Consider the following 18625-nt stretch of genomic DNA (forward strand, 5'->3'; position numbering starts at 1 on the left):
TAGCAAACAGTAATTTTTCCGCATTGGTGCTAATACTTACTTTATCGTCTAGGTAAGTCGGCACAAATCAACCTAACTATGTAACAGAATGTAAAATCACCAAGGTTCTGGGGATTGCTACGTTCCACGTTGTTACACATGGCTAACGCCACGCTCCGCGTCAAGCGTAGCTTAATGCCTCCGGCACGCTGGCGCGAACGCTTTAGCGATACGCAATGACATACATTGAAATTTTCGCTACGACTTACTTACATCGTCTTCAGAAACATCACATTGATAAGTCTGTTTTGTTAACGATGTATTGTTGGGTTTTTAACTTTATAAATACGGCAAACTTAATTGTCTGCATATTTTTTAACTATCATCAATAGAGATAATACTGATTTATGGTTTTTGAGAGGGTAACCACTGAATATAAAAAACAACATACTAGTACCGCAAGGCGGAAGTCAAAAGTCAAAAGTCAAAAGTCAAAAAGCTCATAATATGGGCTTTTCATGGATTTTGAATGGTCTGTTTATTTTCGCCGACTTGTACTAGCTGATAAATTACATAATCATTTGGGTACTATATAATATAAGTGATTATACAAACATTTGTGTTGTAAATAATCGTTATTAAAACCTTCTATATAGTCATTATGGCTTTCCGAATCAAACTAAATTCTTGGGTATATGTCAGTATCAGTATTTTTACTCTGTGTTTAGCATTTATCATTACACCTGTAAAAGCATCATCACCAGTCCCACCTGCTGTTGTCTCTGTTTCTCAGACTACTAATCAGTTAGAACAAGGACGAAACCTTTACCAAGCAGGACGTTTTGCCGAGGCTGTGACAACTTGGCAAACCGCGGCACAACAGTATCGTATCCAAGGCGATCGCAACAATGAAGCCCTGAGTTTAAGTTATCTTTCCATAGCCCAACAAGAACTCAATCAATGGCCAGCAGCGAGACAATCTCTTGAGCAAAGCATGAAAATTGTGTCCACGGCTCAACCTGCTGCTGATGCAATTATCTGGGCGCAAATACTGAATACCAAAGCTAATTTAGAACTACTTACTGGTCAAGCAGAAACTGCCCTGGAAAATTGGCAACAAGCTCAAAAATACTATGAGCAAGCCGGCGATACAACAGGAAGTTTAGGTAGTCAAATCAATCAGGCGCAAGCTTTACAAAGGTTGGGATTTTATCGCCGCTCAAAACAGCAGTTGAAAATGCTGACTCAAAAGCTGGGTGATTTACCTGATTCGGAAGTTAAAGTCAGTGGATTGCGATCGCTGGGTTTGGCTTTACACGCCATTGGTGATCAACAAAGTGAGCCAGTTCTAGCACAAAGTCTCGCCATAGCCCAGAAAATTGACGCTAAAACTCAGTTAAGTTCTATTCTTTCCAGTCTAGGGAAAGTTGCCTCTGATTTTCAAGATCCGAAAGCAGCATTAAATTATTTTGAAGACGCACAAACCGCAGCCACTAACCCGAATGAAGCGCTACAAGCGCGTTTAGCTCAGTTCAAATTATTGGTGGATTACGACGAAATTGAATATGCCATTCCCCTAGCGCCTCAACTACAACAACAGTTGTTAGAATTACCACCTAGCCATAGTTCCCTGTATGCGGCAATTAATTTTGTCGCTACCTTGAATCGGTTGACAAATCCTGAGCAAGTTATACCCAGACAAGATGTAGCACAACTGATGGCAGCTACGGTCAAATCTGCACAACAAATTCAAGATCAAGCCGCTCAAGCTTATGCTCTTTATCAGTGGGGACAACTCTACCGCCGGACAAACCAGTGGTCAGAGGCCAGAGAATTAACTCAACAATCTCTGAATATTGCCCGTCAACTCCAATCTGAAGATATTATTGCTCAATCGGCATGGCAAGTAGGACAGTTATATAAACAGCAAGGTAAACGTCCTGAAGCAATTGCAGCTTATACAGAAGCGGTGCAATCATTAAAAGCACTAAGAGGGGATATGGTAGCCGTCAATCCCGATGTGCAGTTTTCTTTCCGCGAAAGTGTAGAGCCTGTGTATCGGGAATTGGTGAGTTTACTTTTAGATGAACAACCAACTCAAACCGCATTGGTGCAAGCACGAGAATTAATTGAATCATTGCAAATTGCGGAATTGGATAACTTTTTCCGCGAAGCTTGTTTAGACCAAGCGCAGCAAATTGATCAAGTTGACCCCACAGCTACAGTGATTTATCCGATTATTCTGAGCGATCGCTTGGCAGTGATTCTTTCTCAAACTGGACAACCTCTGCGTTATTATTTCACACCCAAACCACAAGCAGAAATTGAGCAAACTATTGATAATTTTCTCATAGCGCTCAACCCTGTTTCCGATACTCAAGATCGGGTGCGATTGTCCCAACAAATTTACGATTGGCTAATTCGTCCAGCAGAACAAGATCAAGCATTTCAAAATACTCAAACATTGGTGTTTGTTTTAGATGGGAAATTACGCAATATACCCATAGCTGCTTTATTTGATGGCCAGCAATATCTGATTGAAAAATATGCTGTCGCCCTTTCACCAGGTTTACAACTAATGGCCGCCCAATCACTCAAGCAAAAAAAAATTCAGGCGATCATTGGTGGTATTAGTCAATCCCGCGGTGGTTTTAGTGCTTTACCAGATGTGGAATCAGAAGTAAAGCAAATTTCCCAGACAGTACCATCTTCGCTGTTATTGAATCAGCAATTCACAAGTCAAGCCCTCGCTGATCGCCTCAAATCCAGTCATGCTGACGTGATTCATTTGGCAACCCACGGACAGTTTAGCTCTCGTCTTGAAGATACCTTCTTACTGACATGGGATGGACAAGTAAATGTCAAAGAGTTGTCTGAACTCCTGAAAAATCGCAGTGGTGATTCATCCAAAGTCATCGAATTATTAGTCCTAAGTGCTTGTGATACAGCAAGTGGAGATGATCGCGCTGTCCTGGGACTAGCAGGGTTGGCTGTCAAATCCGGAGCGCGTTCCACTATTGCCACTCTCTGGCCTGTGAAAGATAGAGCAGCCAAAATGCTGATGACGCTTTTCTATGAACAACTACGACAGTCCCATATAACTAAAGCCGAAGCCCTGCGGCAATCCCAAATCAACTTAATTCGGCAAACTGATTTTGATCATCCTTTCTTTTGGTCGGCTTTTGTTCTGGTTGGGAATTGGCTTTAAATAAAAAGTAAATACACCCACTTATGCTTGCAAAAATAACGCATAATTTTACATTAAATCAGACATGACTTGGTTATAATGCGAATCAGGTATATACACATTTTGATGTTTTTAAGAGCAATGCAATCGCTTATTGCCCAAACAGAATAAATGTATTTACGATCACCTAACTGTCAAAAATCAAAACCATGAAATGTCGATATTTAGCTAGTATATTGAGCATCATTGCTCTGCTGGCTGGCAGTCCTTGTCATAGTGCCTACGCTATTACATTTACTCCACCCATCAAGAATGGCGCTCCTCGACAAGCCAGTGGCGGAGCTTCCAGAGGTAATTTATTTACACCTAAAGCCGATAGAGGCGCTCCCCGACAAGCCAGTGGCGGGGCTTCCAGAGGTAATTTATTTACACCTAAAGCCGATAGAGGCGCTCCCCGACAAGCCAGTGGCGGAGCTTCCAGAGGTAGTTTATTTACACCTAACACCGATAGAGGCGCTCCCCGACAAGCCAGTGGCGGATCTTCTCGCGTTGGGACTTATCATTTAAATCCTTCCAGCGTAGGAGCCGCAAGCCCAGCAGCCTTAATGGCGCTTTTACCCCAAAGCTTTTACGGGACAACAGTATCTGAACGTCCTACCATTCTGGTATATCTTCCTGCTACTCAGGCAGAACAAGCCGTATTCAGCCTCAAGGATGAAGCTGGCAAAACACTGCATGAAATGAGTATCTCTGTTGCCGGGAAAACAGGAGTGATGTCAATTCCCTTACCAGCAAATGCCCCTGCTTTAGCAGTTGGTAAAAACTACCAATGGTTTTTAGCCCTAAAAGTGAATGGCACACTCGGCCCTAGTACACCTTATGTTGACGGTTGGATTCAGCGCATCCAGCCTACTGGTGAACTGGCAACAATCATGCAGCAGAAAGACGCATTACAGCGAGCGACTGCTTTTGGTAAAAACGGTGTGTGGTATGACTGTGTGGCCACATTGGCAACATTACACACTACCGAACCCAACAATGCCACTATCGCCAAGCAATGGGAGGAACTTCTTGCTTCAGTTAGTTTGAAGGAGATTGTGACAGCTCCGTTATTCACATCTGCTAAGTAGAAATCAGAACAGGGGACGCAGGGAAAACAGGGAAACAAACATTTCCCAATTCCCCGTCCCCTATGCTAACCAATATTATTTAAGCGTGTGGCGCAAATATGTGGCGCAAATTCCAATCTTTTATCCAAAGTACCCGTAGCGTTTTAATCATTACTCCCACGGTGGCTTTAACTGTGATTGTTGGGCAATCTTTGGGATTTTTTAATTTACTGGAATGGAAAATTCGTGATCAATGGGTACGTCAGCAATCATCTAGTGCGATCGCAGATGAAATTGTCATTGTCACCATAGATGAACGTGATATTCAATCGGTGGGGAAATGGCCAATTCCAGATGAGTCTCTAGCGCAATTATTAGCAAAAATTCGTTCACAACAACCCCGCGCCATCGGTTTGGATCTTTATCGGGATTTACCAGAGGGTGATGGTCATGAAAAACTTGTAGAAATTTTTCGCACTACTCCGAATTTAATTGGAGTGGAGAAAATTACCGGTGAACGTGTCAATCCGTCACCAGAACTGAAAAAACAAGGACAAGTCGGATTAGCTGATTTGGTCTTGGATGGCGATCGCTTTGTGCGTCGCGCTTTGTTGACAGCCATCGATGAAAAAGAAGAAGGCAATATTAAAGCTGGATTGGCTACTCTTGTGGCACTGAAGTATCTAGAAGCGGAAAACATTTCCTTAGAATCCGTTGATCCAGAGCAGCAAAAATTTCGCTTGGGTAAGCAAATACACATACCACTGGAAAATCTCGAAGCAGGTTATAGAGATGCTGATTTAGGCGGCTATCAAATTCTACTCAACTGGCATGGTTCCGAAACGGCATTTCGCACAGTTTCCATGCGTGATGTCTTAGCCGGAAAAATTGCCCCAGACTTAATGCGCGATCGCATGGTGTTTATTGGCTCATCTGCGGCTAGTACCAATGACTTTTTTAGCACTCCTTTTAGTTCTTCTTTGATTTCTGCCCAAAAACCAACATTTGGTATAGTCATTCATGCCAATATTGCTCACCAACTCATCCGCGGGGCCAAAACAGGTCAAGGCAATTTGCGTGGTGTTTCTGGTAGCACGACGTTACTCTGGATTGTTTTTTTCTCTGTGCTAGGTTCTGGGGGTAGTTGGTGGTTAGCTAGTATGCATACCAAACTCAAGATCCCAGGGGGAAAAATTCTCTGGGCTACTGTAGGCATTACTGGGGCAATTATAGGGGGTAGCTACGGCATATTTTTGCGTGGTGTGTTGATTCCCGTTACACCCACCTTAGCCGCTTTTATTACCAGCGTCATTGCCACAACCAACGCTTATAAACAGCAGAAATTAGAAGAAGCAAATCGACAATTAGCAATAGCCAATAGTCAACTTTTAGATTATTCCAAAACTCTAGAACTCAAAGTCCAAGAACGTACCCAGGAACTACTAGAAGCCAAGCAAGCTGCCGATGCTGCAAATCAAGCCAAGAGCGAATTTCTGGCCAATATGAGCCATGAACTCCGCACACCACTTAATGGCATTTTGGGTTTTGCTCAAGTATTAGAAGCCTCGCCTAATTTAACCGAGAAAAACCGGCAAGGAGTAAATATCATCTACGAATGTGGGACACATCTGTTGATGTTAATTAATGACATTCTGGATTTGTCAAAAATTGAAGCTCGTAAATTAGACTTAGTTCCCACTCATGTACATCTGCTGACATTTTTACACGGTGTGACTGAGATTTGTAGTATGCGTGCCGAACAGAAAAAAATTCCATTTAATATTTTAATCGGCGATCGCCTCCCAGTTGCCATTGAAATAGATGAAAAGCGGCTACGGCAAGTGTTGATTAACTTACTAGGCAATGCGATTAAATTTACAGAAGCAGGTAGCGTCACTTTTAAAATAGATGTCATTGACCAAGAACATCCAGACAACACCCATCAGACACTTCGTTTCCAGATTGAAGATACTGGAATTGGTATGTCAGCAGACCAATTCGAGAAAATCTTTTTAGCCTTTGAGCAAGTAGGTAATATCAAGCATAAATCTGAAGGTACTGGTTTGGGATTAGCCATTAGTCAAAGAATTGCGGAATTGATGGGTAGTAAAATTCAGGTGCAGAGTCGCTTAGGTGAAGGAAGTCTGTTTTGGCTGGATTTAACAGTTCCCATCCCAGTTGACCATGATTGGCAGACAAATCCGATGGCTACGACAAGCTACACCTACCCTTTAAATTCAAATAAAGTAGTTGGTATTCGCGGAACAGCACCACAAATTTTGATTGTGGATGATGATGCTAATCACCGTTCTATGTTAAACAGTCTTCTGCAAAAAGTGGGTTGTCAAATCTGGGAAGCAAGGGACGGTAAACAGGGACTAAAAATAGTAAATGAACACCATCCAGATGTGATTTTACTGGATTTAGCTATGCCTAACATGGATGGTTTTGAACTGATGGTTCATTTACAAACAAATCCCCAAACTTCTTCTATTCCCATTATTGTTTCTAGTGCTAGCGTGTTTGAAGAAAATCGCCAACGCAGTTTACAATCGGGCGCAACGGCATTTTTGCCCAAACCTTTGCAAATCAATGAACTATTCAATGCACTGGTATCATTGCTCAAAGTTGAATGGATTTATGAACAATCCACGCCTAAACAACCGTCACCTGAGACTGAATTGGTTTTGCCATCACAGGATATTTTGCAGCAACTGTACCATCTGGCAATGATGGGAGATATTCCGGCAATTGAGGTAATTCTCCAAGAGCTAATTCAGCAAAATAGTCAACTCACACACTTCGTCAATGAATTGAGACAACTTACTGCCAACTTTCAAACAGCAAAAATCCGTAAATTTCTGAAATCATTTGTCATCACGGAGTTACGTCAATGATCACCGATGCTCTTGCACAGTCAAAATATATTCTATTAGTGGATGATAATGCCAATAATCTGAAAGTGCTATCAGAGGCAATTCAAGGATTTGGTTGGAAAGCTCTCATGGCCACAGATGGAGAATCGGCAATTGAACAAACAGAATACGCCCATCCTGATTTAATTCTCCTTGATGTGATGATGCCAGGTATAGATGGATTTGAAACCTGCCGCAGACTGAAAGCTAATCCCCAGACTCAGAATATACCAATAATTTTTATGACGGCTTTATCTGATGCCACAGATAAGGTCAAAGGACTGGAAATAGGTGCAGTCGATTATATTACTAAACCCTTTCAACAAGAAGAAGTCATTGCCCGATTAAAGTTACATCTGAAAATTTCTCATCTCACCCGCACCCTAGAATTTAGAGTAGAAGAACGCACGCTAGAATTATCGCAATCTCTACAGCAACTACAACAAACTCAATTACAACTTATTCAAAGTGAAAAAATGTCCACTCTGGGACAACTAGTTGCCGGTATTGGGCATGAGATTAATAATCCCATTGGGTTTATTAGTATAAATTGTTCTCATATTGAAAACTATGTGCAGGATCTCCTGAATTTGATCAATCTCCAACAAAAAAAGCTACCACAACCAGATCCAGAAATTGAAGAATTTGTGGAAGAAATCGACTTAGAGTATATGATCGAGGATTTACCAAAAATTTTAGGATCAATGTACCAAGGTATTAGTCGGCTGAAGGACATTAGCTTGTCCTTGAGAACCTTTGCTCGTTCTGATATTACGTCTCCGGTGGAGTTTCAGGTTCACGAAGGCATAGATAGTACTTTAATGCTATTAAAACATCGATTGAAAGATCAAGGCGATCGCCCAGAAATTGAAATTATTAAACACTATGGCGATTTACCTACGATTACTTGTTATCCTGGACAACTGAACCAGGTATTTATGAATATGATCGCCAATGCTATTGATGCCTTTGGTGAACTGCACGCAAACCAAACAAAGGAGAATATAGCTAGTTCTTACCCTTATACAATCACCATCACTACATCAGTCGATCATCAACAAAAATCCGTGATTATTTGCATCGAAGATAATGCTCTTGGTATACCGCCTGAAGTGCAAGCTAAAATTTTTGAGCCATCTTTTACAACCAAACCTGTAGGTAAAGGAACAGGACTAGGATTAGCTATTAGTTACCAAATTATTGTTGATAAACATAATGGAAATATTAACTGCAATTCCACAACTGGAAAGGGAACAAAATTTATCGTAACTCTGCCATTTTAGCATTCAAATTTATATAAAGTCAGTAGACCAAAAAGTTTTGCGCTTGCTTAAGAGGGTGTTTGAAAAGTGTTAGGGAGTCAAAAGATATAAATTCTGCCTCCAGAATACGGCAAAAACACCTTGAGGAAGATGTCGCTAACTCGAAAACCAGTATCAAATATAGCAGGAGGGCAGAAATTTACTAAATCAGGAGACTGTTTTAGAGAGAGTTACAATGGCACGCGATCGCGCCATTACCCGTTTTCAAGGAGAAATAAATCTGCGTTGCAATGCTCAAATGCAAAGCCATCATCTTCAGAAATGGTGCAAGTTAGATGACTAGCCGCAGTTTATTGGCAGCAGCAATTAGAAAATTAGGCTTATCTGCAAGGGCGAGCGATCGCATTCTCAAAGTCGGGCGGACTATTGCAGATTTAGCTGGGGAAGAGGAATTAAAAGCCAATCATATAGCTGAAGTGATTCAATACCGCACAATCGATAGGATGCAATAGTATAGGACAGTGCTTAAGTCATTTATCCGAGATAATATAATCTCAGGTTAAATTATTATCTGTAGGTAAAAACTCATTCATCAGCACGTTTAAATCAACTTGGCGAATTTGAGCTAACTGAATCAATGCTTCTGCGCGTTCAGCTTCTTGTTGTTCAACGCTGTTGATGTATGTCAGTAGTTCTTGATTCTCTGTTTCTGTAATTTCTCCATTCTCTTTTTGCTGACGCAGGTCAGAGAATCTATTTTGTTCTTCCAGAGATAAGCAACGTTGAATAATTTGCAATAAAGCAGCTTCACTATTTGGAGTTTCTGGGGTTTCGGATAGAGGTAAAGATTCATAAGCAAGGGATTCTAAAAATTCCAGTGCTTTTACTAAAGACTCTCGTGGTAATTGTTGCAGTAGTGCGATCGCTCTTTGGCGAATGTCTGTAGGTTCAGTCATCTGAAACTTAACCTCATTGATATCTAGGTCAAATTTTAGCCCAAGTTCTTCGCCCTCCTGTCTGTCTAAAGTCTTATCTTTGCAGGTTTCTGGCTGCTGTGACAGTGAGCTAGTTATGAGCAGTGGAGTCGTGGGGATCACATAATCATCCGGCTCTAATAACAGGTTGAATGCCTGAAAGCATCGAGTCAGAGACTGCGTATCAACCTTGCCGTTACGCCTAAAAATCTTACACAGGGTATGAGTGTCTAAACCTATGTGATCACTGAGATGAGCAAGTGTAAATCGCTTATTTTTGTTTTCATTAAATTCTGCTTGTTGTCTTGCATCCTGAAGTTTATACAATCCTTTCAGCGTAAGGAAAACACCACGTCTGCGTTGTTTTGTAGGCATGAAGAACACGTTGTATTTGATTTACACAAACCCCAAGCAAACAAGAGAATTAGTCAGCCTATAGGCAGCGTCATACTCTCAGTGGTTTGATTTCACCAAATGTTAGTAAAGTGGCGTTAGCGAGAGTATATGGACATCAGATCGAGATTTACAAGAGTATAGCGATTGATTAATGTGCTTATTGATACTATATTTTCTAGATAGCGAATTTTAACAATTTAAAACAATTTTGCGGTTTAATTGGCTGAAAACCTAAACCTTTGGAGGGATTGCTACTGATGGTTTAGAGCGATCGCTTGTCAAAATTCTTAAGTTCCCTGTGCTTAAGTTGGCAAAGTTCCATTGCTTCTCATCCTTTTGCCAAGTAAATTGCGAATACCTATTAAACTTTTTAGACTGTTTAATCTCATGATTATCCAAATTTCAAAGAGTTTGTGGTGCGATCGCTACAGCGCTTCCGGCTATTAGGCAATACAGTTTTTCTCCTTGTCCCTCCCCTATCATAGCTGCCGGAAGTGGTGTAATGAGTTTCGTTGAGGAAATGAAACCCAACACTATCTATTTTTTCTTATTTCTCGCTTTACATCGCACATTTCGCAAGTCTAAGTCATGATTAAACAAAAAATCAAGCCTGAAAGAATTGACATCGCTATTAAAATCGCCAAAATCGCCATTAAAATCGCCATTAAAATCGCCAAAAACATCGTCACTATTGTGATCGCTGTAGTGATTTGGCGGCTCATACCCGATCCGGTCTGGAGATATCTTTTCTTTCTGCGAGCGCCTATTTTCTGGGGCTTGCTACTGTTCTTTTTACCTCTAGTAGCTACATTATTACTACCAAACATACTGAAAAATTTATTTGTTCTTCGTGGTTTGGGGCAACTAATCTCTGTAATTGTCAGTGCAAATATGGCAGTACTAGGAGTCATTTTAAATGCCTCTATGATCCTTAAAAATGCACCAGAGCGTTTTCAGGGTGATTTATTACCTTGTCTCGCAATTTCTGATAAATGCCTCTATTTGGTGGCTATCGCTTTGAGTTTATGGATTTGGGGCAACTGCTATTGCCTTTCAAAAGAGGAAATTACAAAAAATAAGCCCAACCAAAAAGAGGTAATTACAGAAAATCAACTCAAACTAGCAGTAATTATCGCCCCAGTATTGAGTTTAGTCCTGTTGTTTGTAGTGATTCAGACAAAAGAATGGATATTCAATAAATTTGCGAGCAATGAGTTACTCATTGATTTCGTTAATTGTATTACCAACAACAAACCTAATGGCTATATTGGCACAGAAAAACAGCAATTACTTGAAGGTCATCTGGGTAGCTTTGCCTTTTTTATAGTCGCCTTAATTCTCTATGTATTCATTGGTTTAATATTTCAGCCACAAGCTAAACCCGATCAGAAAGAAGCGCCTGCCTTAATGTATGTGATGCTAATCATCATGATGATAGCACCCTTGTCAGGAAGCCTAACCTTCTATTTCGATTACTATCGCTTTCCTATCTTTCTGCCATTTGTTGTTTTTGTTGCTTTGATGTATTCGCTATTTAGGGTCAATCACTTTTTTGAATTGAAGGATGATAATGGAGAAAAGCCTAGTCTAGACGATTTGAAAAAGGCAATAGATAAACGTCTCGAACATCAGGGAAATGATGAAAAGACTTTAGTAGTTGTCTGTGCGAGTGGGGGTGGAATTCAAGCCGCAGGCTGGACAGTTCAAGTGTTGACGGGATTACAAGAAGAGCTAGGTGACTCGTTTACCAAGGCAATTGGTATTATTAGCTCTGTCTCTGGTGGTTCAGTCGGAACGATGTATTATCTTGATAGATTTAATTCTGAGGGGACTCTTGAGCCTGATCAGGCTGATAAGTCTAGTATCTTTAGAAGTGCTACTCAAGATAGTTTAGATGCGGTAGGTTGGGGATTAGCTTATCCTGATTTATGGCGTATCATTGGGCTTCCTTCGCTCGCTCCCAAAATGTGTGATCGCGGAACAGCACTAGAGACAGATTGGCAAGGAGAGTTAGAATATCCCAAGAAAAAAACAACTTTAGCTGATTGGCGTGAACAAATTTTCAAGGGTCAAATTCCTATTCCTATCTTTAATGCCACTCTAGTTGAAGATGGTCGTCGCTTTCTAATTTCACCGATGACCTTTTGTGAATGTAATAACAAAAACTACACAGTGGACTTCAACAACCTTTATCCTAAATCGGACATGAATATTGTCACAGCCGCAAGACTTTCAGCAAGTTTTTCCTATATATCGCCAATTTCTCGTAATTCTGTTGACCAAAAACCTAATTACCATATTGCGGATGGTGGCTATTTCGATAATTCTGGTATGGTAACAATGGTGGAATGGCTCAATGAATGGCTAGAGCCTAATAAGGGACTTAAGATTAAACGAGTCCTTTTGTTACAGATTAATGCCTTTCCTGAAGAACCTATTAGTGAACCCATAAACGGTGATGGAGGCTGGCTTCAGGCGATAATAGGTCCATTCCTAACCTTGTTTAGCGTTCGCAATACTACTCAGCTATCTAGAACTTATACTGAGGTAGAACTTCTCAAAGAAAAATTTAAAAACGAAGTAGTTATCGAACATTTCCCTATCTCTTTTCCTTGTGCTAAGGAATTTGAGGAATTTAAGAAATCTCATTCTGCTGATGAAGTTAAGAAAAAGAGAAAACCTCTTGCTTTATTTAATAAGAACAAGGAAAATAAACCAGATATTGCTTTATTTAATAAGAAGGGGGAATATAAACCACCTCTGTCTTGGAAACTAACAAAAAAAGAGAAAAGCGCAATTAAAGACGGATGGAAAATTCTCCAGAATAGTCAAAGAAAAAAGTTAAAAAAACTATGGGAAGATTGGGGATTTTAAGTCACGAATTCAAGGCAAATTCATCCCATTTTAGCAGTGTTAATTTTTTATAAAGACTTTCAACCCTTCATTCCTCAAATCATCACCTGAATCCTTGTAGAAACCTTTGTGGGAAAATCTCTACATTCTTTCCCAGAGATATAAATTCTGTCTCACGAATAGGGCAAAAATACCTTTAGGAAGATGTAGCCAACTCGAAAACCAGTATCAAATATAGCAGGAGGGTAGCAACTTCCTAGTATAAGGAGACTGATTTCATGAAATTACAGGCGATTTGGACGCTATTTCCAGAAACTTTTAAACAATGGAGTGAAGATAAAGCCTCACGGTTAGCCGCAGCATTAGCTTATTACACGATATTTTCTATTGCACCTTTGCTAATTATTGTAATTGCGATCGCCGGAGCAGTATTTGGAGAAGAAGCCGCCAGAGGTGAAATTGTTCGCCAAATTGGGGATTTGGTGGGCAGAGATGGCGCACAATTTATAGAAACAGCCATTAAAAATGCTAGCAGACCACAAGCCGGTGCGATCGCCTCTATTCTTAGTGTTGTAATTTTACTCATAGGTGCTACTGGTGTATTTGCGGAGTTACAAGATTCCCTTAACACCATTTGGGATGTCAAAGCTAAACCTGGACGTGGCATCATGACCATCATTCGCCAACGCTTCTTATCATTCACCATGATTTTAGGCATTGGGTTTTTACTTCTCGTTTCCTTAGTCATTAGTGCCGGATTATCAGCACTGACAACTTACTTTAGCAACGCCTTACCAGAAATTGATTCCATCTGGCAGATGCTCAATTTTATGCTTTCTTTTGCCATTACTACAGTTATTTTTGCACTAATTTTTAAAGTTTTACCAGATGTCAGAATTACTTGGAGTGATGTTTTAATTGGTGCATTGCTTACCTCTCTCTTATTTTCCATCGGTAAGTTTTTGTTAGGACAGTATATCGGTAGGAGTACTTTGGGTTCAACCTATGGTGCAGCTGGTTCACTGGTGGTAATCATCGCTTGGGTTTACTATGCTGCCCAAATTCTGTTTTTTGGTGCAGAGTTTACCCAGGTTTATGCTAGAAGATACGGTACTGATATCACCCCAACTAAAAATGCTATCCCACGCACTGCTAAAACTCCTGTTCAGGGAGGAGTAATAAATAATAGTACGCGAAATGCTCAAAGAAAAAAACAAGCCTCTCGCTTAATTAATCGTGTTCTCCGCTATTTTAGGCATCCCAAGCGCTTAAAACGCCGCCGCAGAAATCGCCGCTATTGAATTTATTGCCTAACTGATAGTTATGGTTGGGTTAATTAAACTGTAGAATATGACAGTTGTATTCTGCCGCGAACGTTGATTGAGCGTTATACTCTGCCCGAAATGGGCAACCTGTGGACTGAAACTTACAAATTAAAAACCTGGCTTCAGGTGGAAATTGCAGTTTGTGAAGCCCAAGCTGAACTGGGTTATATCCCTTCTCAGGCAGTTGAAGAAATTAAAGCTAAGGCGAATTTTGACCCGAAGCGAGTGTTGGAAATTGAAGCTGAAGTCCGTCATGATGTCATTGCCTTTTTAACCAATGTCAATGAATATGTGGGAGATGCTGGGCGTTATATTCATCTGGGTTTAACTAGCTCGGATGTACTAGATACCGCTTTAGGACTACAATTAGTTGCTAGTCTGGATCTCATATCCCAACACCTGGAAGAGTTGATTCAGGTAATTCGCCTCAAGGCGCGAGAACATCGTTATACAGTCATGACTGGCCGTTCACACGGTATTCACGCTGAACCGATGACTTTTGGATTTAAGTTAGCTGGATGGTTGGCTGAGGTGTTGCGCCATCAAGAAAGGCTGAAAATTCTCCGGGAAACCATCGCCGTGGGGAAAATTTCCGGTGCTGTGGGAACCTATGCCAATATTGAACCACGAGTGGAAGCGATCGCTTGTGAAAAACTGGGACTCAAACCTGATACGGCCTCGACTCAAGTAATTTCGCGCGATCGCCATGCCGACTATGTGCAACAATTAGCCTTGGTCGCTGCATCCATTGAACGCTTTGCTGTAGAAATTCGGAATCTCCAAAGAACAGACGTTTTAGAAGTTGAAGAATTTTTCTCCAAAGGTCAAAAAGGCTCATCAGCCATGCCCCACAAGCGCAACCCCATCCGTTCGGAACGGTTGACGGGAATGGCTAGGCTAGTGAGAAGTCATGCTGGTGCAGCCCTGGAAAACGTGGCTTTGTGGCATGAACGGGATATTTCCCATAGTTCTGTAGAACGGGTAATTTTGCCAGATGCTTGCATTTTGACTCACTTTATGCTGGTAGAAATTACCGGATTGGTGAAAAACTTGCTGGTGTATCCAGAAAACATGGCGCGGAACCTCAACTGTTATGGCGGTGTAGTGTTTAGCCAAAAAGTTCTCCTGGCTTTAATAGACAAGGGAATGAACCGAGAAGAAGCTTATGCCATTGTCCAAGAAAGCGCTCATACTGCTTGGAACAAGCCAGAAGGAGACTTCCACGCGTTAATTACTCAAAACCCGCGTGTAACTGAAAATCTGTCCCCAGCAGAAATTGAAACGTGTTTTGACCCACAGCAACATCTCCGCCATTTAGATCAGGTTTACCAACGACTAGGTATTTAGGCAGGGAGAAGAGGCAGAGGAGCAGGGAGCAGGGAGAAGAGGCAGAGGAGCAGGGAGCAGGGAGCAGGGGAGAAGACGTTGGGCTTGTACCAAAATTTTTCTTCCTCATCTCCCCTTTAGCCCTACGGTGTACACAGAAGTCGGTAAATTCTCGTTTGTGTCATAAGACCCCACCTTTAGCCGCTCCCCGCAAGCGAGGCTACGGTGTACACACAAGTCTTGTCTGTCTGCGTTTTAGCCTGTTTTGCCCTCTAAATCCCCCAAGTTTGGGGGACTTTGAAAATTCTTGTTCCCCCTGCTCCCTGCTCCCCCGCTTCCTACTACCCAGCTATATCTTCTCAAAGGATGATATAAAATAGGGGCGCAAAGTCTTGCGTCCCCACCAATTTGAGAATTGCTATTGTATTGTGAATTTACTGCAAAATGCCAATCATGTGCAGAAAACCATGACCAGTAACTAGCTCAATCATTAAAGCAATAAAGCCCAGCATCGCAATCCGACCATTCCAGACTTCGGCGCTAGTAGTCATACCCCATTCCCAGTTCTCTTGGGGGTACATTTTCACCATTTTTTTCATTTGTGCAGCTTGGGAAAGCTTGAAACTAGGGTTATTTAGTGCATCAATTACTAGGTCTGCCAATGCTTTAATAAATACTGGATGAGTATTAGGAGCAGATGCGCGACGGAAGTTATGAATTCCTGACTCTTCGGCTATTTCTCGATATTCAATATCAATTTCTTGTAGAGTCTCGATATGTTCTGAGACAAAACTGATAGGGACAACAACTAAATCTTTGATCCCTTGTGCGCCGAGTTGTTCGAGGGCATCTTCAGTATAAGGCTGGAGCCATTCTACTGGGCCGACACGACTTTGGTAAGCCAAGGTGTAAAGATTGGGTCGATTGAGAGTCTGCATAATTAAAGCAGTACATTCTTCAATTTCTTGCTCATAGGGGTCTCCTGCTTCTTCAACGTAGCTTTTGGGAACTCCGTGAGCGCTGAAAAAGATATGAGCTTCGTCGGGATTGGGACATTGATCGAGTTGTTGAACTATGAGTTCCGCCATGGCCTGTAAATAGCCTGGTTCTTTGTACCAAGAGGGAATCACAGTATAGTCAATGGGCTGAAGTTCTGGCTTTTCTTGCCAAAGTTTTTCTAACAGCCGAAAGCTAGAACCACTAGTACTAATGGAAAATTGTGGGTACAGTGGTAAAATTACCAGGTGTTCGATATGATCAGCCGCAATTTGTGCGATCGCCTCTTCTGTGTAAGGATGCCAATAACGCATTCCCACATAGATATTCACTTCTTGTCCCAAATCACCCAACTGTTGTTTCAGGGCTTGCCCTTGTTCCTCAGTGATTCGCCTTAGTGGAGAACCGCCGCCAATTTGCTTATAATTGGCTTGAGATGTTTTAGTTCGCCGTGAAGCAATCAACCAAGCTAGAGGTTTTTGCAGCCAGCTAAACGGTAGGCGAATAATTTCTGGGTCGGAAAATAGGTTATACAAAAAAGGCCCGACATCCTCTAGCTTATCAGGGCCACCGAGATTGAGTAATAAAACGCCTACACGACTCATAGCACTTATTTTCCCCCAATCTTTTCAGGTTTTTTACTAATGTTAACAATATATCTTTATTAAATATAAAGCTTTATAGTCAGCAAAGACGCAATGTCAACAATCTTAAGAGATTGATGTTACCTATATCAATGTTTGTCTGCTGCGTAGCAGCTTTGAGTCCAGGTGGTGAAGCTCGTTTTCGGCAATTGCCTTTACAAAGCTTAAAAGTTGATTCAGATTCTCAAATTTTAGACTGATGTTGTGGCAATGGTCAAAAGAAAAACATTTTACCATACAATGTAGCATATTAGTATGAATATTTACAACTAAGCTTTTAAATAGGGTTGCAATAGACCAATTACAACTTCTGGGGTTTCGAGATGGGGTAATATTCCTGTATCTGCGATCGCATAAAAATCTTGAATTGCGCCCGGATTCAGATTGGCTAAACGTCGCCCCAGCTTGATGCTGGTAAATTGTGCCTTCTCTCCCCAAAAGAATACCGTGGGAATTTTCAGCTGTTGGATGTACAAACTCAAATCAAAATACAAGTCTCCCCGCAAAAATGCCAAGGCGGAAAACTTAGCATCAGACTGTTGTGCAGACGTTAAATAAGCTGCTACCATTTCTTGAGAAACTCGTTCTGGTTGAGCAAACAGAAAGTTTTGCAAAAAATTTCTCACAGCAAATTCATTTTCAGCACCCAGAGTATAAATTAAATTCTCCAATAGCGGCGAATTAATAATTGGCAATGGTATTCTGCGTCCAGCCCCCTGACCAAAGTCATCAAACCCAGAGGGACAGACTAAAAACAAGTTGTGAAATAAATCAGGATGGGTAATAGCCAGACGAATAGCAAAAGCGGCTGTCAAAGAAGAAGCCACCACCGTTACTGGTTGGCGACAAGTTTGGCTGATAAACTCCTGTATAGTCGTGAGATAATCCCTAATTTGATAATCTCTGACTGGATGGGCAGATTCTCCCCAACCAATTAAATCTGGTGCTAAAATTCGGTGTGTAGGGGCAAAAGCTGGGTAAACTTTCGACCATTCATAAGCAGAAGCCCCACCGCCAAAGTTGTGTAAGAACAATAAGGGCGGTAAATTTTCCGTCTCAGCATTTAACCAAGGTGCAGTGGTTTGGGTATAGTAAACCATCGCCCCTAGAGATGTATGAATAACTTTATGCCCAAAGCCAAGAGGTTGAAACTGAAGCATATATTATTTATTGCCCTTAATATGAACTAGTTTATCGAGTTGGTCACCACTAATTTGATAAGCTGTCCCGAAACCAATCACAAAACGACCAGCGCTAGGAGTTAAGCGAAAAATCCGAAAGTCTGGTAAACCGCGAAAAACTTGAATAAGTTCGCCAAAACGTTCTTGAAATTGGGTAACAATTTGATTCCAAGTCTCAGTTTCACGCTCTATCAAGGTCGCGGTACAATCAAAACTCAAGCGACGACGGGCAAAAATTTGGTCACTTTTCGATTCATCCTCAATAAATAAGACACTCACATGAGGATTGACATGAAGATTTTGGGTATGGGTTGCTAAACCACTCACGTAGATATAGATATTTTTAGCATCATCCATCACGAAAGGAGTGTAACTAGCATTGGGTACACCTGCTGAATTAACCGTGCTAATGATTACACTTTCAACTGCTTGGGGAAAAGTTTCATACTCAGCTTGAGCTTGCTCAATTTGGCTCATA

The 18625-nt window shown here is 41.3% G+C and carries 12 protein-coding genes and 1 pseudogene; 9 read left to right on the top strand and 4 right to left on the bottom strand.

Features of this window, described 5'->3' with window-relative positions:
• The first annotated feature begins 640 nt into the window (after nucleotides 1-640).
• From AACX33_RS11190 to AACX33_RS11210, 5 genes and pseudogenes are all read left to right on the top strand, one after another.
• On the top strand, nucleotides 641-3187 hold the full coding sequence (locus AACX33_RS11190; protein ID WP_194000708.1) for a CHAT domain-containing protein: 2547 nt from the start codon (nucleotides 641-643) through the stop codon (nucleotides 3185-3187).
• Nucleotides 3188-3375: 188 nt separating this feature from the next.
• Nucleotides 3376-4296, top strand: a complete 921-nt coding sequence (locus AACX33_RS11195) for a DUF928 domain-containing protein (RefSeq protein ID WP_194000709.1) — start codon at nucleotides 3376-3378, stop codon at nucleotides 4294-4296.
• A gap of 98 nt (nucleotides 4297-4394) precedes the next feature.
• On the top strand, nucleotides 4395-7172 hold the full coding sequence (locus AACX33_RS11200) for a CHASE2 domain-containing protein (protein WP_194000711.1): 2778 nt from the start codon (nucleotides 4395-4397) through the stop codon (nucleotides 7170-7172).
• Entirely contained in the window at nucleotides 7169-8473 is a 1305-nt protein-coding gene (locus AACX33_RS11205) for a hybrid sensor histidine kinase/response regulator (protein WP_194000713.1), read from the top strand. Before AACX33_RS11200 ends, AACX33_RS11205 begins: the two co-directional genes overlap by 4 nt.
• Before the next feature lie 193 nt (nucleotides 8474-8666).
• Nucleotides 8667-8964: pseudogene (locus AACX33_RS11210) on the top strand (YifB family Mg chelatase-like AAA ATPase); the annotation flags it as partial.
• 42 nt (nucleotides 8965-9006) lie between these two features.
• Here the strand turns inward: AACX33_RS11210 and AACX33_RS11215 are convergent.
• Nucleotides 9007-9801, bottom strand: a complete 795-nt coding sequence (locus tag AACX33_RS11215; RefSeq protein WP_227788675.1) for a hypothetical protein — start codon at nucleotides 9799-9801, stop codon at nucleotides 9007-9009.
• 609 nt (nucleotides 9802-10410) lie between these two features.
• Here AACX33_RS11215 and AACX33_RS11220 point away from each other — a divergent pair.
• The 3 genes from AACX33_RS11220 (at nucleotide 10411) to purB (ending at nucleotide 15347) form a co-directional block, all read left to right on the top strand.
• Nucleotides 10411-12696, top strand: a complete 2286-nt coding sequence (locus AACX33_RS11220; RefSeq protein ID WP_194000715.1) for a patatin-like phospholipase family protein — start codon at nucleotides 10411-10413, stop codon at nucleotides 12694-12696.
• A gap of 257 nt (nucleotides 12697-12953) precedes the next feature.
• A complete protein-coding gene (locus AACX33_RS11225; protein ID WP_194000717.1) occupies nucleotides 12954-13976 on the top strand; it encodes a YihY/virulence factor BrkB family protein in 1023 nt (340 codons plus the stop codon).
• Nucleotides 13977-14051: 75 nt separating this feature from the next.
• Entirely contained in the window at nucleotides 14052-15347 is a 1296-nt protein-coding gene (gene purB, locus AACX33_RS11230; protein ID WP_194000719.1) for an adenylosuccinate lyase, read from the top strand.
• A 413-nt stretch (nucleotides 15348-15760) separates the two neighbouring features.
• On the opposite strand, the gene hemH is transcribed toward purB, so the two are convergent.
• The gene (hemH, locus tag AACX33_RS11235) at nucleotides 15761-16927 is read right to left on the bottom strand and encodes a ferrochelatase (protein WP_194000721.1); all 1167 of its coding nucleotides are present in this window, start codon (nucleotides 16925-16927) and stop codon (nucleotides 15761-15763) included.
• A gap of 116 nt (nucleotides 16928-17043) precedes the next feature.
• On the opposite strand from hemH, the gene AACX33_RS11240 reads away from it, so the two are divergent.
• Nucleotides 17044-17166, top strand: coding sequence for a hypothetical protein (locus tag AACX33_RS11240; RefSeq protein ID WP_265338614.1), 123 nt, complete (start codon nucleotides 17044-17046; stop codon nucleotides 17164-17166).
• Between the two features lie 69 nt (nucleotides 17167-17235).
• Here the strand turns inward: AACX33_RS11240 and AACX33_RS11245 are convergent, their stop codons facing one another.
• Both AACX33_RS11245 and AACX33_RS11250 read right to left on the bottom strand, forming a co-directional pair.
• On the bottom strand, nucleotides 17236-18126 hold the full coding sequence (locus AACX33_RS11245) for an alpha/beta fold hydrolase (protein ID WP_194000723.1): 891 nt from the start codon (nucleotides 18124-18126) through the stop codon (nucleotides 17236-17238).
• A 3-nt stretch (nucleotides 18127-18129) separates the two neighbouring features.
• The gene (locus AACX33_RS11250; protein ID WP_194000725.1) at nucleotides 18130-18624 is read right to left on the bottom strand and encodes a HugZ family pyridoxamine 5'-phosphate oxidase; all 495 of its coding nucleotides are present in this window, start codon (nucleotides 18622-18624) and stop codon (nucleotides 18130-18132) included.
• Nucleotide 18625: the final 1 nt, after the last annotated feature.

Origin of the sequence: Nodularia sp. LEGE 04288 (genome assembly GCF_963896525.1) — a bacterium.
GTDB lineage: Bacteria > Cyanobacteriota > Cyanobacteriia > Cyanobacteriales > Nostocaceae > Nodularia.

What these genes read in the sequence shown, in the direction of transcription:
- AACX33_RS11190 (WP_194000708.1), top strand. Translation starts at nt 641, where the DNA reads ATGGCTTTCCGAATCAAACTAAATTCTTGGGTATATGTCAGTATCAGT.
- AACX33_RS11195 (WP_194000709.1), top strand. Translation starts at nt 3,376, where the DNA reads ATGAAATGTCGATATTTAGCTAGTATATTGAGCATCATTGCTCTGCTG.
- AACX33_RS11200 (WP_194000711.1), top strand. Translation starts at nt 4,395, where the DNA reads ATGTGGCGCAAATTCCAATCTTTTATCCAAAGTACCCGTAGCGTTTTA.
- AACX33_RS11205 (WP_194000713.1), top strand. Translation starts at nt 7,169, where the DNA reads ATGATCACCGATGCTCTTGCACAGTCAAAATATATTCTATTAGTGGAT.
- AACX33_RS11215 (WP_227788675.1), bottom strand. Translation starts at nt 9,801, where the DNA reads ATGCCTACAAAACAACGCAGACGTGGTGTTTTCCTTACGCTGAAAGGA.
- AACX33_RS11220 (WP_194000715.1), top strand. Translation starts at nt 10,411, where the DNA reads ATGATTAAACAAAAAATCAAGCCTGAAAGAATTGACATCGCTATTAAA.
- AACX33_RS11225 (WP_194000717.1), top strand. Translation starts at nt 12,954, where the DNA reads ATGAAATTACAGGCGATTTGGACGCTATTTCCAGAAACTTTTAAACAA.
- hemH (WP_194000721.1), bottom strand. Translation starts at nt 16,927, where the DNA reads ATGAGTCGTGTAGGCGTTTTATTACTCAATCTCGGTGGCCCTGATAAG.
- AACX33_RS11240 (WP_265338614.1), top strand. Translation starts at nt 17,044, where the DNA reads ATGTTACCTATATCAATGTTTGTCTGCTGCGTAGCAGCTTTGAGTCCA.
- AACX33_RS11245 (WP_194000723.1), bottom strand. Translation starts at nt 18,126, where the DNA reads ATGCTTCAGTTTCAACCTCTTGGCTTTGGGCATAAAGTTATTCATACA.
- AACX33_RS11250 (WP_194000725.1), bottom strand. Translation starts at nt 18,624, where the DNA reads ATGAGCCAAATTGAGCAAGCTCAAGCTGAGTATGAAACTTTTCCCCAA.